15 protein-coding genes and 1 pseudogene are annotated in these 17,502 nt (G+C 63.8%); 6 read left to right on the forward strand and 10 right to left on the reverse strand.

The features are described from left to right. Positions 1-19: 19 nt before the first annotated feature. The 3 genes from ACO076_RS20375 to ACO076_RS20385 are packed head-to-tail and all read right to left on the reverse strand — an operon-like array spanning position 20 to position 4,591. On the reverse strand, positions 20-3,085 hold the full coding sequence (locus ACO076_RS20375; RefSeq protein WP_421724642.1) for an efflux RND transporter permease subunit: 3,066 nt from the start codon (positions 3,083-3,085) through the stop codon (positions 20-22). Between the two features lie 18 nt (positions 3,086-3,103). Further along, positions 3,104-4,138, reverse strand: coding sequence for an efflux RND transporter periplasmic adaptor subunit (locus tag ACO076_RS20380; RefSeq protein ID WP_421724643.1), 1,035 nt, complete (start codon positions 4,136-4,138; stop codon positions 3,104-3,106). Positions 4,139-4,150: 12 nt separating this feature from the next. Continuing rightward, the gene (locus tag ACO076_RS20385; RefSeq protein WP_421724644.1) at positions 4,151-4,591 is read right to left on the reverse strand and encodes a MarR family winged helix-turn-helix transcriptional regulator; all 441 of its coding nucleotides are present in this window, start codon (positions 4,589-4,591) and stop codon (positions 4,151-4,153) included. A 320-nt stretch (positions 4,592-4,911) separates the two neighbouring features. Between ACO076_RS20385 and topA the strand changes: the two genes are divergently transcribed. After that, complete coding sequence (gene topA / locus ACO076_RS20390; RefSeq protein WP_421724645.1) at positions 4,912-7,491, forward strand: type I DNA topoisomerase; 2,580 nt, start codon at positions 4,912-4,914, stop codon at positions 7,489-7,491. Then, on the forward strand, positions 7,482-9,746 hold the full coding sequence (rnr, locus tag ACO076_RS20395) for a ribonuclease R (protein WP_421726791.1): 2,265 nt from the start codon (positions 7,482-7,484) through the stop codon (positions 9,744-9,746). The genes topA and rnr overlap by 10 nt, the downstream gene beginning before the upstream one ends. Before the next feature lie 723 nt (positions 9,747-10,469). On the opposite strand, the pseudogene ACO076_RS20400 reads toward rnr, so the two are convergent. Continuing rightward, a pseudogene (locus ACO076_RS20400) lies at positions 10,470-10,613 on the reverse strand (IS5/IS1182 family transposase); the annotation flags it as partial. Positions 10,614-10,710: 97 nt separating this feature from the next. Beyond that, positions 10,711-10,878 carry a 50S ribosomal protein L33 gene (gene rpmG / locus ACO076_RS20405; RefSeq protein ID WP_421724646.1) on the reverse strand — a complete coding sequence of 56 codons (168 nt, stop codon included), beginning with the start codon at positions 10,876-10,878 and terminating at the stop codon, positions 10,711-10,713. A gap of 81 nt (positions 10,879-10,959) precedes the next feature. Between rpmG and ACO076_RS20410 the strand changes: the two genes are divergently transcribed. Further along, positions 10,960-11,892 (forward strand): SMP-30/gluconolactonase/LRE family protein, encoded by a 933-nt coding sequence (locus tag ACO076_RS20410; RefSeq protein ID WP_421724647.1) that lies wholly within the window; start codon positions 10,960-10,962, stop codon positions 11,890-11,892. Here the strand turns inward: ACO076_RS20410 and ACO076_RS20415 are convergent. The 3 genes from ACO076_RS20415 to ACO076_RS20425 all read right to left on the reverse strand — a co-directional run bounded on the left by ACO076_RS20415 (position 11,880) and on the right by ACO076_RS20425 (position 14,039). Continuing rightward, positions 11,880-13,055: an aminotransferase class I/II-fold pyridoxal phosphate-dependent enzyme gene (locus ACO076_RS20415; RefSeq protein ID WP_421724648.1), complete on the reverse strand. Its 1,176-nt coding sequence runs from the start codon at positions 13,053-13,055 to the stop codon at positions 11,880-11,882. The genes ACO076_RS20410 and ACO076_RS20415 overlap by 13 nt on opposite strands. Positions 13,056-13,088: 33 nt before the next feature. Next, positions 13,089-13,562 carry a DUF983 domain-containing protein gene (locus tag ACO076_RS20420; protein ID WP_421724649.1) on the reverse strand — a complete coding sequence of 158 codons (474 nt, stop codon included), beginning with the start codon at positions 13,560-13,562 and terminating at the stop codon, positions 13,089-13,091. A gap of 105 nt (positions 13,563-13,667) precedes the next feature. Continuing rightward, positions 13,668-14,039 (reverse strand): response regulator, encoded by a 372-nt coding sequence (locus ACO076_RS20425; RefSeq protein WP_421724650.1) that lies wholly within the window; start codon positions 14,037-14,039, stop codon positions 13,668-13,670. Positions 14,040-14,144: 105 nt separating this feature from the next. On the opposite strand from ACO076_RS20425, the gene ACO076_RS20430 reads away from it, so the two are divergent. Together ACO076_RS20430 and ACO076_RS20435 are read left to right on the forward strand one after the other, a co-directional pair. Further along, the gene (locus ACO076_RS20430) at positions 14,145-14,423 is read left to right on the forward strand and encodes a DUF3572 domain-containing protein (protein WP_421724651.1); all 279 of its coding nucleotides are present in this window, start codon (positions 14,145-14,147) and stop codon (positions 14,421-14,423) included. Beyond that, on the forward strand, positions 14,395-15,075 hold the full coding sequence (locus tag ACO076_RS20435) for a GNAT family N-acetyltransferase (protein ID WP_421724652.1): 681 nt from the start codon (positions 14,395-14,397) through the stop codon (positions 15,073-15,075). Before ACO076_RS20430 ends, ACO076_RS20435 begins: the two co-directional genes overlap by 29 nt. On the opposite strand, the gene ACO076_RS20440 is transcribed toward ACO076_RS20435, so the two are convergent. After that, a complete protein-coding gene (locus ACO076_RS20440; RefSeq protein ID WP_421724653.1) occupies positions 15,072-15,455 on the reverse strand; it encodes a flagellar export protein FliJ in 384 nt (127 codons plus the stop codon). The two genes, ACO076_RS20435 and ACO076_RS20440, sit on opposite strands and share 4 nt — an antisense overlap. Before the next feature lie 444 nt (positions 15,456-15,899). Between ACO076_RS20440 and ctrA the strand changes: the two genes are divergently transcribed. Next, positions 15,900-16,601 carry a response regulator transcription factor CtrA gene (ctrA, locus tag ACO076_RS20445; RefSeq protein ID WP_421724654.1) on the forward strand — a complete coding sequence of 234 codons (702 nt, stop codon included), beginning with the start codon at positions 15,900-15,902 and terminating at the stop codon, positions 16,599-16,601. A 74-nt stretch (positions 16,602-16,675) separates the two neighbouring features. Here ctrA and chpT read toward each other — a convergent pair whose 3' ends face one another. Next, positions 16,676-17,323 carry a histidine phosphotransferase ChpT gene (gene chpT, locus ACO076_RS20450; RefSeq protein WP_421724655.1) on the reverse strand — a complete coding sequence of 216 codons (648 nt, stop codon included), beginning with the start codon at positions 17,321-17,323 and terminating at the stop codon, positions 16,676-16,678. Positions 17,324-17,502: the final 179 nt, after the last annotated feature.

The raw sequence follows: 17,502 nt of genomic DNA on the forward strand, positions 1-17,502 counted from the left end.
TTGGCCGAGATCGTGCGTCTTAAGCCGGCACGACCTCGGCGTGGGCGGCCACCCGCTCCTGGCGGGCCGCCCCGGCGAAGAAGATGCGGTAAAGGACCGGTGCGGCCACCAGGGTCAGGATCGTCGCAAAGGCGAGTCCGCCCATGATCGTAACCGCCATGCTTTCGAAGAACGCGTCTCCGAGCAGCGGTGCCATCCCGAGGATCGTCGTACCGGCGGCGAGCAGGACCGGACGGAAGCGCGACGTACACGCGGTGACGATCGCATCCGTCAGGGCTTTACCGTCGGCGCGTTCCAGATCGATCTCCTCGACCAGAACGATACCGTTCTTGATCAGCATGCCCGATAAGCTCAGCAGTCCGAGCAGAGCCGTGAAGGTGAACGGCAAGCCGGTCAGCAACAGTGCGATGGCGACACCGTTGACCGCCATCGGCACCAGAAGCCAGATGATGAAGGTCTGCCGCAGCGCGCCGAATAAAAAGACCGAAATCAGCACCATCACGATCAAGCTAAGCGGGAGTTGCATCGCCAGACTGGACTGAGCTTCCGTCGAACTCTCGAACTCGCCACCCCACTCCATCGCATAGCCGAGCGGCAGCGGGATCGCCTCGACTGCCGCGCGAACCTCGCCATGGACCGTCGCCGCGGTCAGATCGGGCGGGATGTCGGCGCTGATGGTAATCGTCGCCACCCGGTCGCGCCGGTGGAGCAGCGTATCCTGCACCTCGACGGCCATGCCTTCGATCACCTGATCGAGGGGCACGACCTTGTTCTCCGAAGTGGAGTAAGCCGGATAATTGATCGGGTCGGTCTCGTTGCGGTCGTCCGGGCGGACGATGATCGGGATCAGCCGCTCGCCGTCGCGGTAAACACCGGCCGAAATGCCATCGGTCGCGAACTGCAGCGTTGAGGCGATGGCCTCGCGAGTGATTCCGGCCGTCTGGGCACGTTCGGTCGCATAGACGGGCACCATCACGAGTTCCGGTTCGCGCCAGTTGGTGCGCAGATGAAGGACGTTGTCCGAGGCGGCGCTCATCGCCGCCATGGCGTCGTCGGCAAGCGATCGCAACACGACCGGATCCGGTCCACTGAACCGTACCCCGATCGGCCCGCCGCCACCGGGGCCGAAGACGAGGCGCTCCGTCCGGAACTCGCCATCGGGCAGTGCAGTGGCGGCGAAGGCGTCGAGGTCCGCGCGAAGCGCCGGGATTTCGTCGATCGTCTCGGTTCGGATGATCAGATGACCGTAGCTCGGGTTCGGTTCCTGCGGCGCGTAGGTCAGCATGAACCGGGTGGCGCCCTGACCGGCAAAGGTGGTGACCGAGACAACCTCCGGCCGCTCGGCCAGCCAGTCTTCGACGATGGCGAGATCGTCCGTGGTGCGGTCGATGTCGCTTCCCTGCGGCAACTGATAATGGACGAAGAAGATCGGGGTGTTGGAGTCCGGGAAGAACTGCTGGCGGATCTGGGTGAAGCCGGCGTAACAGGCGACGGTTATCGCCACGAGGCCGATTACGACGAGCCAACGGGCCCGCAGCGCGCCGCGCAGCATACCGCCGTAGAGGCGGAACATGCGGCCGCCATAGACGTCGGTTTCCGCCTCGCTGTTTCCGCGCTTGAACAAGTAGTGGCCGAGCAGCGGGGTCACGGTGATCGCCAGTATCCAGCTGAGCAGGAGCGAGATGCCGATCACGGCGAACAGCGAGAACAGAAACTCGCCAGTGTCATCGGGACTGAGGCCAATGCCGGCAAACGCCATGATGCCGATGACCGTCGCGCCGAGCAGCGGTATCTGGGTCCGCTTGCTGACTTCCTCGGCCGCGTCGCCGGCTCTTCGCCCGCGCAGCATCTGGGTCTGCATCCCTTCGGCGACGACGATGGCGTTGTCGACCAGCATGCCCATGGCGATGATCAGGGCCCCGAGCGAAATGCGCTCCATCTCGATCGAGAAGACCGCCATGAAGAAGAAGGTGCCGATGACCGTCAGCAGGAGGGTCGGCCCAACGACCAACGCGGCGCGCCATCCCATGAAGATCGCGAGGACGGCAACGACGATGGTGACCGACATGGCGAGATTGATGAGGAAATCGTTGCTCGCCTCGTCGACAACGATGTGCTGCTGATAGATCGGGTTGAGTTCGACGCCGAGCGGAATCTCGCTCTCCAGCGCCGCCAGGCGTGCATCGACACGATTGCCCACGTCGACGATGTTCTCGGTCGACAGACCGGCGACCGCGAGGGTGAAGGCTTCGGCGCCATCGTGGCGGATGACCTGTGACGGGTGGTCCTGACGGCCCCGGTAAACGGTCGAGAAGTCGGACAGGTTGACGACTTCGCCGCCAATCCCGACCGAGAGGCCCGCAATGGCGCCCACGCTGTCGGAACCCTCCGGTGCCTGCAACACGGTTCGCGCCCCGTCGCGGTCGAGATGACCGGAACTCACCACCGAGTTGGCGTTGGCGATCGCGTCGATCACCGCCGAAACCGGCAGGTTCTGGTTGTAGGCGAGCGACATCGAGGGTTCGACGAAGATCGCCTCCTCCGGCAGGCCTGCGATCTGAACGTCGGCGACACCGTCGACGGTCAGCAGTTCGCGCCTCAGGAAGGTCGCGATTTCGTGGCGTTCCGCATCGGTAAAGCCGTCCGCGGTCACGGCATAGAAGATGCCGAAAACATCGCCGAAGCCGTCATTGACGAACGGGACGCCGACACCGTCCGGCAGCGACCGGGCGGCGTCGCTCACCTTGGCCCGCAGGTCGGTCCAAATCCCCGGCAGCTCGGCGCCGTCATAGGTGGATTTGATCTCGACGTCGATCCGCGACAGACCGGGCTGGTTACGCGAAGTGATGGTGTCGACCTCACCCATCTGCTGGATCGCCGACTCCAGCGGCTCGGACACTTCGGTCGCCACCTGCGCCGCCGAGGCACCCGGATACTGGGTGATGACCACGGCCTGCTTGATGGTGAAGGCCGGGTCTTCGAGACGGCCGACGCTGAGGAAGCCCCATAGCCCGCCCAGAAGACAACTCAGGATCAGCACCCATGTCAGCAGCGGGCGCTCAATGGAAGACCGCGCGATCGACATCGTTGCGATTCCCGTTTCCTAGAAGCCGTTGAAGCGACGGACCGCGAGCCCGTCGGCGAGCCGCGCCGCGCCGGCGGCGACGATTTCGGTGCCGGGCTCGACCCCGCCGGCGAGGACGAAATCGCCCTTCGGATCGGCCGCCAGTTCGACCGGAACCTTGCGCACCACCCCGGTTTCCGCCCCCGGCGGTTCGAAGACGAGGACATGGGTCGAGCGGTCGGAGCCGATCGCGACCGCCGTCGTGGGCACCGTGATGCGCTCGCCCGGGCCCGTCCGCTTGGCGATCACCGATACCGACGCGCCGGGTAGCAGGTTCATCCCGTCCGGCGGCTCCATCCCGAGGGTGATCGAGTAGGTCTGGCCGACGTTGGACGCCTCGGCGTTGAACTCGCGAACCGAGAGCGGATACCGCTCGTCGCTGTCCGGAAACACCGCGTAGATCTCCACCTGCTCCTCCTCCTGGGCCTGCCGGAACAGAACTTCCGGGATGTCGATCTCGACGCGGATTTCCGACATGTCGTGGATGCGGACGACCGGCGTGCCGGCGGCGATGGTGGTGAAGTTGGCAACACTCCGCCCGGCGATCAGGGCATCGAACGGCGCCGTCAGCGTCGCATCCTCCAGGGCATTCTCCGCATCGCGCAGGGCAAGTGCGGCGAGCCCGGCGGCGGTTTCGGCGTCGTCGATGATCGCCTGCGCCACCCGCGTCGCGCCGAGGGTCTGCTGGCGCTCCATGGTCCGCTGCGCCTGCTCCAGCTGGAGCTTTGCCTGGTCGCGGCGTAACGTGAAGGTCTCCTGATCGAGCCGGGCGATCAGCCCGCCCTCCGGCACGCGGGTGCCTTCGACGACGGGCAGCTCGACAATCTGGCCACCGACCTGGAAAGCCAGGTCGACGGTCTGTCGAGCCACCACCTGGCCGAAGAATTCGCGTTCGATCCCGTTGGCCTCAGGCTCCAGGGTCATCAGCTTGACGGGACGGAGGGCCTCGTCGGCGGTGGCCGGCAGACCGGCCACAAGCAGGGCGACGACGGCAAGTGCGGCTCGGGTTGACATGCCTTCGATCTCCTAAACGTCGGTGAAGTTCTGCCGCGCCTTGTCCATCAACACGGCGAGCGCCTCGGCGTCCTCCGGCGAAAGGCCGGTGACGTCGTAGAAGGCTTTGGTAGCGGCGGCGAAGAGTTCGGCCTGAAGCGACCGGCCCTTCTTGGTGAGAACAATGAGCGAGGCGCGCCGGTCTTCCGGATCCGGCTCGCGCTTGATCAGGCCCTTGTCGGTGAGACCGTCGAGCAACGGTGTCATCGCCGACGGCAGGCTCTGCATTTTTTTGGCGATATGCCCGATCCGGACCGGGCCGATCATACAGGCGAGCGCGTGGCGCTCCTGACGGGTGATGTCGAACCCGTCGACGAATTCGGGCTCCAAACGCTCGAACCGACGGTGGATCTCGTAAATGCCCATCAGCACCCTGAGTTCGGGCGTAAAGGTGTTCGACTGGTCTTCGGCCATGAGCTCCGCTCGCAATGGACGGCTGCCGGTGAGCCGTTGTCGGTGCATATATCTCATCACCTGAATATTTCAATATGCGAAATATATATTTTGTGAAATTGTCACAAAAGGCGACCGCAGCGCCGGTACGGGGCGCGCGCCGTCAGGGAAAAACCGGGGCGAGGGAGCGCGTCGGATGGGTCGCGGCACCGCCCGATTTGACAGGGTGTTCGGTTTTTTGGATGGTCCGGCGGCTCTGAACGACTGACCCGCCTCTTCCACTGCCGGTCAACCAGTCCTATCTAGCCTTCCCGGGGACGTGAGGCCTCATTACGGCATCCATGAACAATATCGTCATCGTCGAATCGCCCGCTAAGGCGAAAACCATCAACAAGTATCTCGGTTCCGACTACACGGTTCTGGCGTCCTACGGGCACGTGCGCGACCTGCCGTCGAAGAACGGGTCCGTCGATCCCGACGAAGATTTCGCCATGCAATGGGCGGTGGACTCCAAGTCCAACAAGCGCCTCGCCGACATCGCCAAGGCGGTCAAGGGCGCCGACCGTCTGATCCTCGCCACCGACCCCGATCGCGAGGGCGAGGCAATTTCCTGGCATGTGCTGGAAGTCCTTAAGGCGAAACGGGCGCTGAAGGACAAGCCGGTCGAACGGGTCGTGTTCAATGCGATCACCCGCGACGCGATCCTTGACGCCATGCGCCATCCGCGCGGCATCGACGCCGACCTTGTCGACGCCTATCTCGCCCGCCGGGCACTGGACTATCTGGTTGGCTTCACCCTGTCGCCGGTGCTGTGGCGCAAGCTGCCGGGCGCGCGCTCGGCAGGACGGGTCCAGTCGGTGGCGCTCCGCCTTGTCTGCGACCGCGAGACCGAGATCGAGGTCTTCGTCCCGCGCGAGTACTGGTCCGTGGTCGTCACCCTTGCGACCGGCGAACAGGCGCAATTCAACGCCCGGGTGGTGTCGTTCGACGGCGACAAGATCGGCCGCCTCGACATCCCCGACGAGGCCACCGCGCGTCGGATCGAGGCCGCGCTGATAGCCGGGGACTACCAGGTCGTCTCGGTTGAGGCGAAGCCGGTCAAGCGCAATCCGCCCCCGCCGTTCACCACCTCGACGCTGCAGCAGGAGGCCTCGCGCAAGCTCGGTTTCGCCGCGGCGCGCACCATGCAGGTCGCCCAGCGCCTCTACGAGGGCGCCGAGATCAATGGCGAGACGGTCGGCCTGATCACCTATATGCGGACCGACGGCGTTCAGGTCGCGCCGGAGGCGATCCAGGCCGCCCGCGGCAAGATCGGCCGCGATTTCGGCGACCGCTATGTGCCGCCGAAGCCACGCAACTACCAGACCAAGGCCAAGAACGCCCAGGAAGCGCACGAAGCGATCCGGCCGACCAATCTCGATCATGATCCGGGCTCGGTGGCGCACGCCCTCGAACCCGACCAGGCGCGGCTCTACGAGCTGATCTGGAAGCGGATGGTGGCGAGCCAGATGGCCTCGGCCGAACTGGAGCGGACCACCGTCGAGATCGCCGCCGGGAGTCCGGAGAAGGTCGGCTTGCGCGCGACTGGTCAAGTGGTGCGCTTTGACGGCTTCCTGACCCTCTACCAGGAAGGCCGCGACGACGATAAGGACGACGACGAGGCCAAGCGCTTGCCGCCGCTGGCTGAAGGCGACCCGCTCAGCGCAACAGGAATCGCCGTCGATCAGCACTTCACCGAACCGCCGCCGCGCTACACCGAGGCGACGCTGATCAAGAAGATGGAAGAGCTCGGCATCGGCCGGCCGTCGACCTACACGGCGACGCTGTCGGTGCTGCGCGACCGCGGCTATGTCCGCCTCGACAAGCGGCAGCTCGTTCCGGAGGACAAGGGCCGTTTGGTCACCGCGTTCCTCTCCTCGTTTTTCGAGCGCTATGTGGAGTACGACTTCACCGCCGATCTCGAGGAGAAGCTCGACAAGATCTCCAACGGCGATATCTCGTGGAAGGACGTGCTGCGCGAGTTCTGGCGCCAGTTCTCGGCCGATGTCGACAACACCAAGGACCTGCGGGTCGCTCAGGTCCTCGACGCGCTGAACGAACTGCTCGGGCCGCACGTCTTCCCGGCCCCCGCCGATGGCGGCGATCCGCGCCAGTGCCCCTCCTGCGAGACCGGACGGCTATCATTGAAGCTCGGCAAGTTCGGCGCCTTCATCGGCTGCTCGAACTATCCCGAATGCCGCTACACCCGCCAGATCGCCGACAACGGCGAGAACGGCAACGGGACGGAACTCGGCACCGATGGGGTGCGCGAACTCGGCAACGATCCCGAAACCGGTCTGGCGGTCACCGTGCGCACCGGCCGGTTCGGCCCATATCTGCAGCTCGGCGAGGCCGACGAGGACAACAAGAAACCCAAGCGAGCGAGCCTGCCCAAGGGCTGGGACCCGGCGACCATCGACCTGGAACGGGCGCTGGCGCTGCTGGCGCTGCCGCGCGAGGTCGGGATGCATCCGGAAAGCGACACGCCGATCACCGCGGGAATCGGCCGCTACGGTCCGTTCGTGCTTCATGACGGCACCTATGCCAATCTCGACTCTGTCGAGGAGGTGTTCACCGTCGGCCTCAACCGCGCGGTTTCGCTGATCGCCGAGAAGAAGGCCGGTGGTGGGCGACGCGGGCGCGCGGCGCCCAAGGCGCTGAAGACACTCGGGGAGCATCCGACCGAGGGTGGCGCCATCACCGTCCGCGACGGCCGCTATGGCCCCTACGTCAACCATGGCAAGGTAAACGCTACACTGCCCAAGGACGTCGATCCCGCCAGCGTCGAGATGGACCAGGCGCTTGAGCTGCTGGCCGCCAAGGCGAAGAAGGGATCGGGCCGCGGACGGGCCAAGGGCGGCAGGGCCGCGAAATCGAGCTAGGTGTGGCGAAGACAACGCGACCGAAATCCGCCGACCGGCCGCTGCCGACCCGCGAAGAGATTCTCGCCTACATCGCCGATCATCCCGCGAACGCCAGCCGGCGCGACATCGCCCGCGCCTTCGGCATCAAGGGCGCCGACCGAGTCGCGCTGAAGGCGACGCTGAAGACGCTCGCCGACGAAGGCATCGTCGCCAGGCGGCAAGGCCGGCTGCAGCGCGCCGACGACCTGCCACCGGTCACCGTCATCAGCGTCACCGGTCGCGACGGCGACGGCGAGTTGATCGGCGAGCCGATGGAATGGTTCGACGAACAGGGGCCGACCCCGCGCATTCTGATTGCGCCAGGAAAGGGCAAGGGGCCAGCCCCCGGCATCGGCGATCGGGTGCTCGCCCGGCTCACCAAGGGTGGCGACGATGTCGACTACACCGCCCGGATCATCAAGCTTCTGGCGCGCAAGCCGGCGACCCAGCTTGGCGTCGTGAGGATTGCCCCGAGCGGCGCGCGGATCGAGCCGGTCGACCGCAAGCAAAAGGAACTGATAGCCGATACCGACGCGCTCAAGGGCGCCAAGGAAGGCGATCTCGTCTCCGTGACCGTATCGCGCGGCGGCCGCTACGGGCTTGACCGCGCCCGGATCGATGAGGTGATCGGCTCGATGAAAAACGAGAAGGCGGTGAGCCTGATCGCCCTTCTCTCGCATGGCATTCCCCACCAGTTCCCGGACGCGGTGCTGAAGGCCGCCGAAGCCGCCAAGCCGGCGACGATGCGCGGCCGTGAGGACTGGCGGAAGGTGCCGCTGGTGACCATCGACCCGGCCGACGCCAAGGACCACGACGACGCGGTCTTTGCCGAGCCGGACACCGATCCCGACAACGAAGGCGGCTTCATCGTCACGGTGGCGATCGCCGATGTGTCAGCGTATGTGCGGCCCAACTCGCCCCTCGACAAGGAGGCGCTGAAGCGCGGCAACTCGGTCTACTTTCCCGATCGGGTGGTACCGATGCTGCCCGAGCGAATTTCGAACGATCTCTGCTCCTTGCGCGAGCGTGAAGACCGCCCGGCCCTCGGCGTGCGGATGGTCTTCAGCGCCAAGGGCCGCAAGCGCCGGCACGCGTTCCATCGGGTGATGATGCGCTCGGCCGCCAAGCTGTCCTACGAGGAAGCGCAGAAGGCTTTCGACGGCGGCAAGGCCAAGGGCGGCAAGACAGTCGCCAAGGCGCTCCGCGATCTATGGAACGCCTACACCGTAGTGCGGCGCGGACGATCCGACCGCAGCCCGTTGGAGCTCGACCTGCCGGAGCGCAAGCTGATCCTCGGCAGGGATGGCGCCATCGAGCGGGTCACCATACCGGCGCGACTGGAATCGCACCGGCTGATCGAGGAGTTCATGATCCAGGCGAATGTCGCGGCGGCCGAGACCTTGGAAAGCCACAAGTCGCCGTTGGTCTACCGCATCCACGATACGCCCTCGCTCGCCAAACTGGAGGCGCTGCGCGAATTCCTCGCCTCGATCGACCTGACCCTGCCGAAAAGCGGCAACCTGCGCCCGTCCCACTTCAACCGGATTCTCGAACGGGCGAAGCAGACCGAACATGGTGCGCTGCTGTCCGAGGTGGTTCTCAGGACCCAGTCCCAAGCCGAGTACCACCCTGAGAACATCGGCCATTTCGGGCTGAATCTGCGCCGTTATGCTCACTTCACGTCGCCGATCCGCCGCTATGCCGACCTGATCGTTCATCGGGCCCTGATCGCGGCACTGAAGCTCGGCGCCGGCGGCCTGCCCAAGGGCTTTGGTGACGCTCTACCCGAGATCGCTGCGCAAATCTCCGCATCGGAGCGGCGGGCGATGGCGGCCGAGCGTGACACCATCGACCGGCTGGTCGCCCATTGGCTTGCGGACAGGGTCGGCGGCACGTTCGCCGGGCGGATCGCCGGGGTCACCCGAGCCGGCCTATTCGTCAAGCTCGACGACACCGGCGCCGACGGATTCGTGCCGCTGTCAACCTTGGGTACCGACTACTACGTCTACGACGAAGCCCGACACGCGGTGATCGGCCGCGAGAGCGGCGAGATGCACCAGCTTGGCGATCCGGTCGAGGTCAAGCTGATCGAAGCCGCGCCACTCGCCGGGGCACTCAGGTTCGAGCTCCTGTCGGAGGGCCGGATCCTGCCGCGCAAGGAGCGCCCCAAGTCCGGCCCACGGCGGGGCGACAAGGACCGGCGCGGGCGGAAACCCAAGCGTGGCCGTCGCTAAAACGGCGGGGTCGATCACGCAGCGGTGCGACGATCGGAGCCGCACTCACTTGTCGTTAAGCATAAACATTTACTAAAAAGCGATGTTTCTTGAGCCGTCGCGCCGGACGCGGTTCATTTCGCCTGATCCGGGCGATAGAGTTCAACCACAAGCGGCGATCGGGGTTGAGGAGGCTGACGCCGCAAACAGCAGACGCGACACATACAGAAACCCTACGGAGTGCTCAGGTCCGCCGCATCTCCTGGGTCCGTGGGGTCGGCCGGCCTCAGAACGGATTGAGTGGCCTCCTCGTACAAACCCGTTCTGGGCCGGCCACTTCTCTACAAAAAGAAAAGCACCGCCCGAGCGGTGCCTTTTGTCTGCTAACGTGTGTCTCTTACTCGTCTACTCGTCGTCGCAGTACCAAACCAATTTCACCGCCGATACAGGAGTATACGACTTACATCTGAACTTAAAATACTCACTGTGCTCTGAATAATTGCATGTAATTTCCACATGACTACCAACACTATCGCGAGCAGAGGTGGGCCTCCAATGATCACTGCTGGTTCCACAATAAAGGCGCCAAGTTTTCCAATCATCGTGAAGCTTCAAATTGTCGGAGCACCTTGATTCACTGCAGTATTTCTTATGATCCGCATAGGCAGCGTTGCTCGAGACCGCTGCGAGCAGGATCGTAGCGACAGCCACTTTTACGGCTAGGTTACTTGCAGTGCGATGGTGCACTTTTCGTTTTCCCTTTTTGCTAAGGGACCTTATGGCCCCGCTCACCCAGAGGTCATCAACGCGTGGCTTGCCACGGGTGTCGGTTGGAAGGAGAGGCTCAAGAGTGGCAAACTACTCATCGCTTAGCCAGAAAGGGGTAATCGAGCGTGATCAAACTCCTGTTTTGCGAGTTTGAATCACACAGCACCGAATTTACATACCCATTTTTTGGGTCCGAAACCTAAGCCCGGATCGTCAGCTACTTGATCTTGGCCTCGCGGAACTCGACGTGCTTGCGGGCGACGGGATCGTACTTCTTCATCGCCAGCTTCTCGGTCTGGGTCCGGGTATTCTTCTTGGTCACGTAGTAGTAGCCTGTGTCGGCCGAACTGACGAGTTTGATCTTGATGGTCGTGGCCTTGGCCATTGCGCATGTTCCTTCGACGGATTTGACCGCCAACCTAAGAACGGCGACCCGAATGTCAAGCCGAAGGGAGCGAGAACAGCCTTGATTTGCCAGCTTGCGCGTGTCGGCATCGGCGCGTTGTTCGCAACCGCCATAGCCGGCGGCGCGGCCGCGATCGCCAACACGTTAACCGTCCTCAACCCGGACTCCGCCTATCCGGAAGGCCCGCTCGCTCATGACGGCGATCTCTATTACGCCGAGATGGGGAACGACCGAGTCATGCGCTTCGATGGCGAGGCTAACGCGGTGTTCTGGTCGCAACCGGGCTGCGGGCCTACTGCGGTGGCGCCGACAGGCGACGACGGGTTCGTCGTGCTCTGCCACGCCGAGAACGCAGTGGTGCGGGTCGACGCGCGTGGAGACACGGTCTCGGTGATCGTCGCCGATCAAAGCGAGCGCGGTTTCCCAACCCCCAACGCGGCGACCGGCGACCGGCAAGGCGGCATCTACTTCTCCTCGTCGGGACGGTTCGCGCCGGGCGCGGAGGCGACTGGCGCGGTCATCCACCTCGATGCGAACGGTCGCCTGAGGCGGGTAGCTGAGGGTATCCGTTACGCCAATGGGGTGGCGGTCAGCCTCGAACGCGACCGGCTCTATGTGTCGGAGCACCTCGCCCGCAATGTGCTGGTATTCGACATCGCAGCCGACGGCAGCCTGCGCCATCGACGAGTCTTCGTCCGGCTCGACGATCTGGTCAACGCGCCGGCAGACCGTCGCTGGGAAGTCGGCCCGGACGGATTGGCGGTCGATGCCGCCGGGAACCTCTACATAGCCGAATACGGTGCCGGGCGGCTGCTGATCGTCGGATCGGACGGCGCACTGATCGCCACCGTCGACGTACCCGAAGCCTATATCACCAGTCCGGCACTTTCGATCGACGAGGAGACCCTGTTCATCACTGCGCCGGCGACGATGTCGGCAACTGATGGAACCGTCTACCGCCTCGCCAATCCGGTCGCGGCTCAGGCGGACTGAGCGATCTCGCGGAAGACCGGCAATGCGCGCGCGACCATGTCATCCGTCGCAGTAAGGCAGATACGGAAATAGTCGGGCACGTTCATCGTCGCGCCAGCCAAGACATAGACTCCCCGGTCGGCCAGCGCGCGCCACGGATCCTTTGCACCGCGCGGCCAGCGGCCGAACAGATAGAACGTCCCCTCCGGCATCAGCATCTCGTAGCCGGCCTCGGTCAACGCGGCAAACATGACATCACGGCGCCGGGTGAGGGCGGCGATATCCACCGAGACATCCTCGAGATCCGGTACCGTGTACTGCATGAGCGCGCTGGCGAAGACCCAGCCGAGCGCCATCGCGGTGGAGAAATAGGCGTCACGCAGCGGTTCGCGCTCGGACCGAGGCATCAACGGCGAGACCGCGAGATAGCCAAGGCGCTGCCCAGGTGCCAAGAGGACCTTGCCGTAGCTATAGCTGATCAGCGTCCATGGATAGATCGACGCCGGGCTGACGAAATCACGGCCGTCGAAACGCAGGCGCCGATAGGGTTCGTCGGAGAGCAGAAAGATGCGCCGGCCGATCCGCTCAGACGCGCGGTCGAGGAGATCGGCAAGTGCGCGGAGTGTATCCGCATCGTAGATCCGGCCGGTGGGGTTGTGCGGGCTATTGACGATCACTAGCCGCGTCTTCGGGGTGATTGCCGCGTCAATGGCGCCGAAATCCAGATCGAAGGTACCCGGTTTCAGCGCTACCTTTTTGGGAACCGCATCGGCGGCAAGCAGCATCGGCTCGTAGCAGAACCACGCCGGCTCCGAGAACAACGCCTCGTCACCCGCATCGAGAACAAGCCGCATGGCGATCGAAATCGCCACGAACGCCCCAGCGGTGAAGACAATATCCTCCGGCTCGAAGCTCAGGCTGAGCTCGCGACTGAGCCGCTCGGCCACAAACGCCCGGGACTCTTCATCGCTGGATTTGTAGGCGTACCAACGCTCGTCCTGCGGTATGGCCCGCTGCCGGATCGCATCGACCAGTGGCGGCAACGGCATTTCGTTCGGATTGCCAAAGGTGAAATCGCACACGTCGTCGCCGTCGCGGCGCTTTTCCGCTAGCGCATCATAGAAATCGGCGATGGCCCGGAAGGCGTCGTCAGCCGCCTGCACCCGTTTCGAGACTGGCGTCATCACCCCCCTCCCCTGCGCGGAAGCTACGCGGTGTTAGGCGCTGTCGCTTCGCAGGAAGCCCTGCGGCATGGCGTCGGGATCGCCCCGTCCCTCGAAACCATGCATGTAGAGCGCCCATTGAAGGGCGATGATCGTGCCCTTAATCGGCCTGAGCAGCGCCAGGCACATGGCCAGCGTCAACGGCAACCAGATCGCCATATGGGTGGCGACCGACAGCTCGGTCGCCAGTGCCACGGTGACCATGACCGGCACCACGATGTGGCCGACGATCAGGATGGTGAAGTACGGTGGCGCGTCATCGGCACGCTGATGGCTCATGTCCTCGCCGCAGACCGCGCATTCCGATACCGGTTTCAGATAACCACGGAACAACGCCCCTTTGCCGCAATGGGGGCAGCGACCAAGGAAGCCACGCACCATCGATCGCCAGACCGGACGTTTCGGCAATCCGAGTTCGTTCTGAGACGAATCCGCCTGCCAAGTCTTGTTTTCTTCGGGAGCGCTCATGAGTTCGGACTTAGGCCGAATGGACGAACCGATCAACCCGTCCGCCAAGATGTCGCGGCACGGCTGTCCCCGACGGTGCGCACCAAAACTGGCATGACGACCGGGTCATCCATCGCCGAGATAGGCTTTGACGGTTTCGAGGAACTTGCTCACCGAAATCGGCTTGGAGAGGTAGGCCTCGCATCCGCCCTCGCGAATCCGCTCCTCGTCGCCTTTCATGGCGAAAGCGGTGACCGCGATGACCGGAATCGACTTGAGGTCGTCGTCTTCCTTCAGCCATTTAGTGACTTCGAGGCCGGATACCTCCGGCAGCTGAATGTCCATTAAGATCAGGTCCGGCCGGTGCGCTCGGGCCAGATCCATTGCCTCCAGCCCGTTGCGGGTTTCGAGGATCTCGTACCCGCTGGCTTCCAGCAGGTCGTGGAACAGCTTCATGTTGAGTTCGTTGTCTTCGACAACGAGAACGGTCTTTGGCATATCTGCGCGGTGTGCGTATCGTCCAGCGATCGGTGCCCAGATTCGGCGCACCTTGGGCCACCATATCCGCGATTTCGGGGCGAAAGCCAACCGACGAGTGCTACCGTGTTGAAAGACCGCAATGACCGTCAAACCGACGCCGAGTCCCTCGCTGTGTCGGCGCTCGCTTATCTTGCCGACAGCCCCGACGACCTAAGCCGCTTTCTGGCGCTCACCGGTCTCACCCCGGACATGGTGCGCGACGCTGCCGGCGAGCCCGGATTTCTCGTCGGCGTGCTCGACTACCTGCTCGGTGACGAGCGGCTTCTGATGGCCTTTGCCGAGGACGCCGGCGTTCCACCGGAGACGATCGCTGATGTCCGTCGACGGATCGGAGACCACTGAAGCGATGGAGAGCATCCCTCTCGACCTCAACGGCTATACCGGCCTGCCGGCGGGCAAGACCGCCAACGTCGCGACCTTCCTGGAGATGACCGAGCCGCCGGCGTCGCGGCCGCCGCTACCGGAGGGGCTATCGGTCCGGCATGTCATCGACCCTGATCTATCCTGGTATCGCGACCTAATCCGGGAGATAGGCGAAGCGTGGCTCTGGTCGGAGATCCCGATGATGCCGGACGATGCGCTTCGCGCGATTCTCGACAATCCGAACGTCGAGATCCACGTCATCGAGAACGGATCGGACATCCTAGGCGTTGCCGAGCTCGACCGGCGCCAGCCGGGCGACGTGGAAATCGTGATGTTCGGGGTCGTCCCAGCGGCGATTGGCGACGGCGTCGCCCATCATCTGATGTCGGCCACCCTACACGCGGCGTTTCGCGTCGACACCCACCGGGTCTGGCTCCACACATGCACCAACGATCATCCGGCGGCGCTCCAATTCTACCGCCGTGCCGGCTTCGTGCCCTACAAGATCGCGGTCGAAGTGATGGACGACCCAAGGCTGTCCGGCCGTTACCCGGAAACAGCCGCCCCGCATGTCCCGCTCATTCGGCCACGAAGTGCTTCGGGCAGCAAGGAACCGGCGAGAGGCGACTAGTGACCACCGGCAGCGGTCTGGTGTTGCGGTGTCTCACCGGATCGATCAACGGCATCGCGTTGGAGCAGCGCTTCGACCTTTTCGAGTTCGCTGGTCGCTTCGGCGAGTTCGGTCGTAGCGGCCGCCAGTTGCGCCTTGAGATCATCCGCTGATGCCTTGAGATTGTCGCGACGCTGGACGGCAGCCCTTGCGGCGGTCGGAAACGCGAAATGCTCGACATCCTGAATGCCGGTTCGCTTCTGTTCCGCTGCAACCTGAGCGGCGAGGTCCGACGCCATCTTCTCGAACTCTGCGATCATCGCCTCGATCTGGCCGACCTGACGCCGCTTCTCGTCGACGTTGAACCGTTTCAAACGGACCAGGCTCTCTTTCGACTTCATGACCACGCTCCCTTAGCCTCCTGAACCGCCACTGTTTTTCGGCGGCCTTCATACTTTTTTTGGCGACGCTTTTCGGGCGACCGCACCGGACCGGGCAGCCGGCCAGGGACGGTAACCTTTCGTTTACGTCTCGCGTTAATCATGACCGAGGATGGCTTAACCCCGGGTAAACCGGGCAGCAATCAACCCGGTGGAAATCACCGAGTCCGTTGAGTCGCTTTGGGGATTTCCATGATGCCGGTTAACGCAGTCTTACTCAGTAGATTTGTCGCTAAATCGAGCAAGTGAAAGATTTTCCTCAATTGGGCGTTAATCAGCTTGTCCGATGGAATCAGTGTTTGTTAACCATTGAGGGATAGCGTTGCGAATCGGAGCTAACTGTTTCTGTGCATCCGCGGGAGCCGCCGGTTCGCCCGTTTGGCGAGACAGGCCAGGGGGAGTGGTATGCGAGTACTCTTGATCGAAGACGACAGCGCCACTGCGCAGAGCATCGAGCTGATGCTGAAGTCGGAGAGCTTCAACGTCTACACCACCGATCTCGGCGAAGAAGGTGTCGATCTCGGCAAGCTGTACGACTACGACATCATCCTCCTCGACCTGAACCTGCCGGACATGTCCGGCTACGAGGTGCTCCGCTCGCTCCGGGTGTCGAAGGTGAAGACGCCGATCCTGATTCTCTCCGGCCTCGCCGGGATCGAGGACAAGGTCCGCGGTCTCGGCTTCGGTGCCGACGATTACATGACCAAGCCCTTCCACAAGGATGAGCTGATCGCCCGCATCCACGCGATCGTTCGTCGGTCGAAGGGACATGCCCAGTCGGTGATCATCACCGGCGAACTCGCCGTCAACCTCGATACCAAGACTGTCGAGGTCAACGGCCAAAGGGTTCACCTGACCGGCAAGGAATACCAGATGCTGGAGCTGCTCTCGCTCCGCAAGGGTACGACGCTGACCAAGGAGATGTTCCTCAACCATCTCTATGGAGGCATGGACGAGCCCGAACTCAAGATCATTGACGTCTTCATCTGCAAGCTGCGTAAGAAGCTTGCCGCGGCGACCGGCGGCCTCAACTACATCGAGACGGTGTGGGGCCGCGGTTATGTGCTGCGCGAACCGGACGAGACCGAGATTCGCGAAAGCGCCTGACGCCGACACCGATTCCGATCAAAGCGCGCTGCCGGCCCCGCCTTTCGAGGCGGGGTTTTTTCTCGGAGATGGTATTAGGCAGAGGGCCGCGCCTCAATCACCACATCGTCGCCATCGACACGGGCGGTGACCGCCATCCCGCTGCTGCGGGCCAACGCGCCGGCGTAATAGCCCTGCACGGCCTGGGCATCGACCTCGATCCCTTCGATATCGCCGGGAACCAGGCGATCGAAAGCTGCCGGAACCCGGGCATTCGGCCCCGCGGCCTGCAGGGCGAAGCGAGGTGAGGTCGCATCGCCCTCGACGGTGACTGTGATCCGACCGCCGCGGGGGACCGCGGCGTTGGCGAGCAACACGAGATTGAGCAGGAGCTTCACCAGGTCCTTGCCCATCAGTGCGGGCGGCGCCGTCCAGGAAAAGTCGGCTTTCTCGCCCTCCATGTAACCAGTCGCCACCTTCTCGGCATCGGCAAGGTCGATCTCCGCGCCGGCCGAACCGGCTGCGCCGAACGCCAAGCGCGCGAATTGCAGCTTGGCGGAGCCCTGTCTGGCGCTCCGCCGGATCAGGTCGAAGGCAAAATCGCGCATGTCTTCGCTGTTGTCCTCGTCGAGGACCTCGAGCCCGTTGGTGATCGCACCGACCGGCGAAATGATGTCGTGACAGACGCGACTGCACAGCAGCGCCGCCAGATCGAGGGCATCGAGTTCCTTGACCGCGCTCATGTCGCCTCCTCGTCGTTGCCCGACGCCGAATCGCCAGCGCACGAGCCATCGCCCGGATACAACGGGCCCTGACATGTGCCAACCGGACGCCCCGAAAACGCCCCGGCGACGCCGCTTTCTTCACGCTTAATTCACTCTAGAGACCGAATGATTCACCGATTCCAGCGGTCACTACCGGC

The organism is Bauldia sp. (assembly GCF_965232525.1).
Classification (GTDB): domain Bacteria; phylum Pseudomonadota; class Alphaproteobacteria; order Rhizobiales; family Kaistiaceae; genus Bauldia.

Bases quoted from the DNA above. Each gene is read 5' to 3' on its own strand.
- ACO076_RS20375 (WP_421724642.1), bottom strand. From the start codon at position 3,085: ATGTCGATCGCGCGGTCTTCCATTGAGCGCCCGCTGCTGACATGGGTG.
- ACO076_RS20380 (WP_421724643.1), bottom strand. From the start codon at position 4,138: ATGTCAACCCGAGCCGCACTTGCCGTCGTCGCCCTGCTTGTGGCCGGT.
- ACO076_RS20385 (WP_421724644.1), bottom strand. From the start codon at position 4,591: ATGGCCGAAGACCAGTCGAACACCTTTACGCCCGAACTCAGGGTGCTG.
- topA (WP_421724645.1), top strand. From the start codon at position 4,912: ATGAACAATATCGTCATCGTCGAATCGCCCGCTAAGGCGAAAACCATC.
- rpmG (WP_421724646.1), bottom strand. From the start codon at position 10,878: ATGGCCAAGGCCACGACCATCAAGATCAAACTCGTCAGTTCGGCCGAC.
- ACO076_RS20415 (WP_421724648.1), bottom strand. From the start codon at position 13,055: ATGACGCCAGTCTCGAAACGGGTGCAGGCGGCTGACGACGCCTTCCGG.
- ACO076_RS20420 (WP_421724649.1), bottom strand. From the start codon at position 13,562: ATGAGCGCTCCCGAAGAAAACAAGACTTGGCAGGCGGATTCGTCTCAG.
- ACO076_RS20425 (WP_421724650.1), bottom strand. From the start codon at position 14,039: ATGCCAAAGACCGTTCTCGTTGTCGAAGACAACGAACTCAACATGAAG.
- ACO076_RS20435 (WP_421724652.1), top strand. From the start codon at position 14,395: ATGTCCGTCGACGGATCGGAGACCACTGAAGCGATGGAGAGCATCCCT.
- ACO076_RS20440 (WP_421724653.1), bottom strand. From the start codon at position 15,455: ATGAAGTCGAAAGAGAGCCTGGTCCGTTTGAAACGGTTCAACGTCGAC.
- ctrA (WP_421724654.1), top strand. From the start codon at position 15,900: ATGCGAGTACTCTTGATCGAAGACGACAGCGCCACTGCGCAGAGCATC.
- chpT (WP_421724655.1), bottom strand. From the start codon at position 17,323: ATGAGCGCGGTCAAGGAACTCGATGCCCTCGATCTGGCGGCGCTGCTG.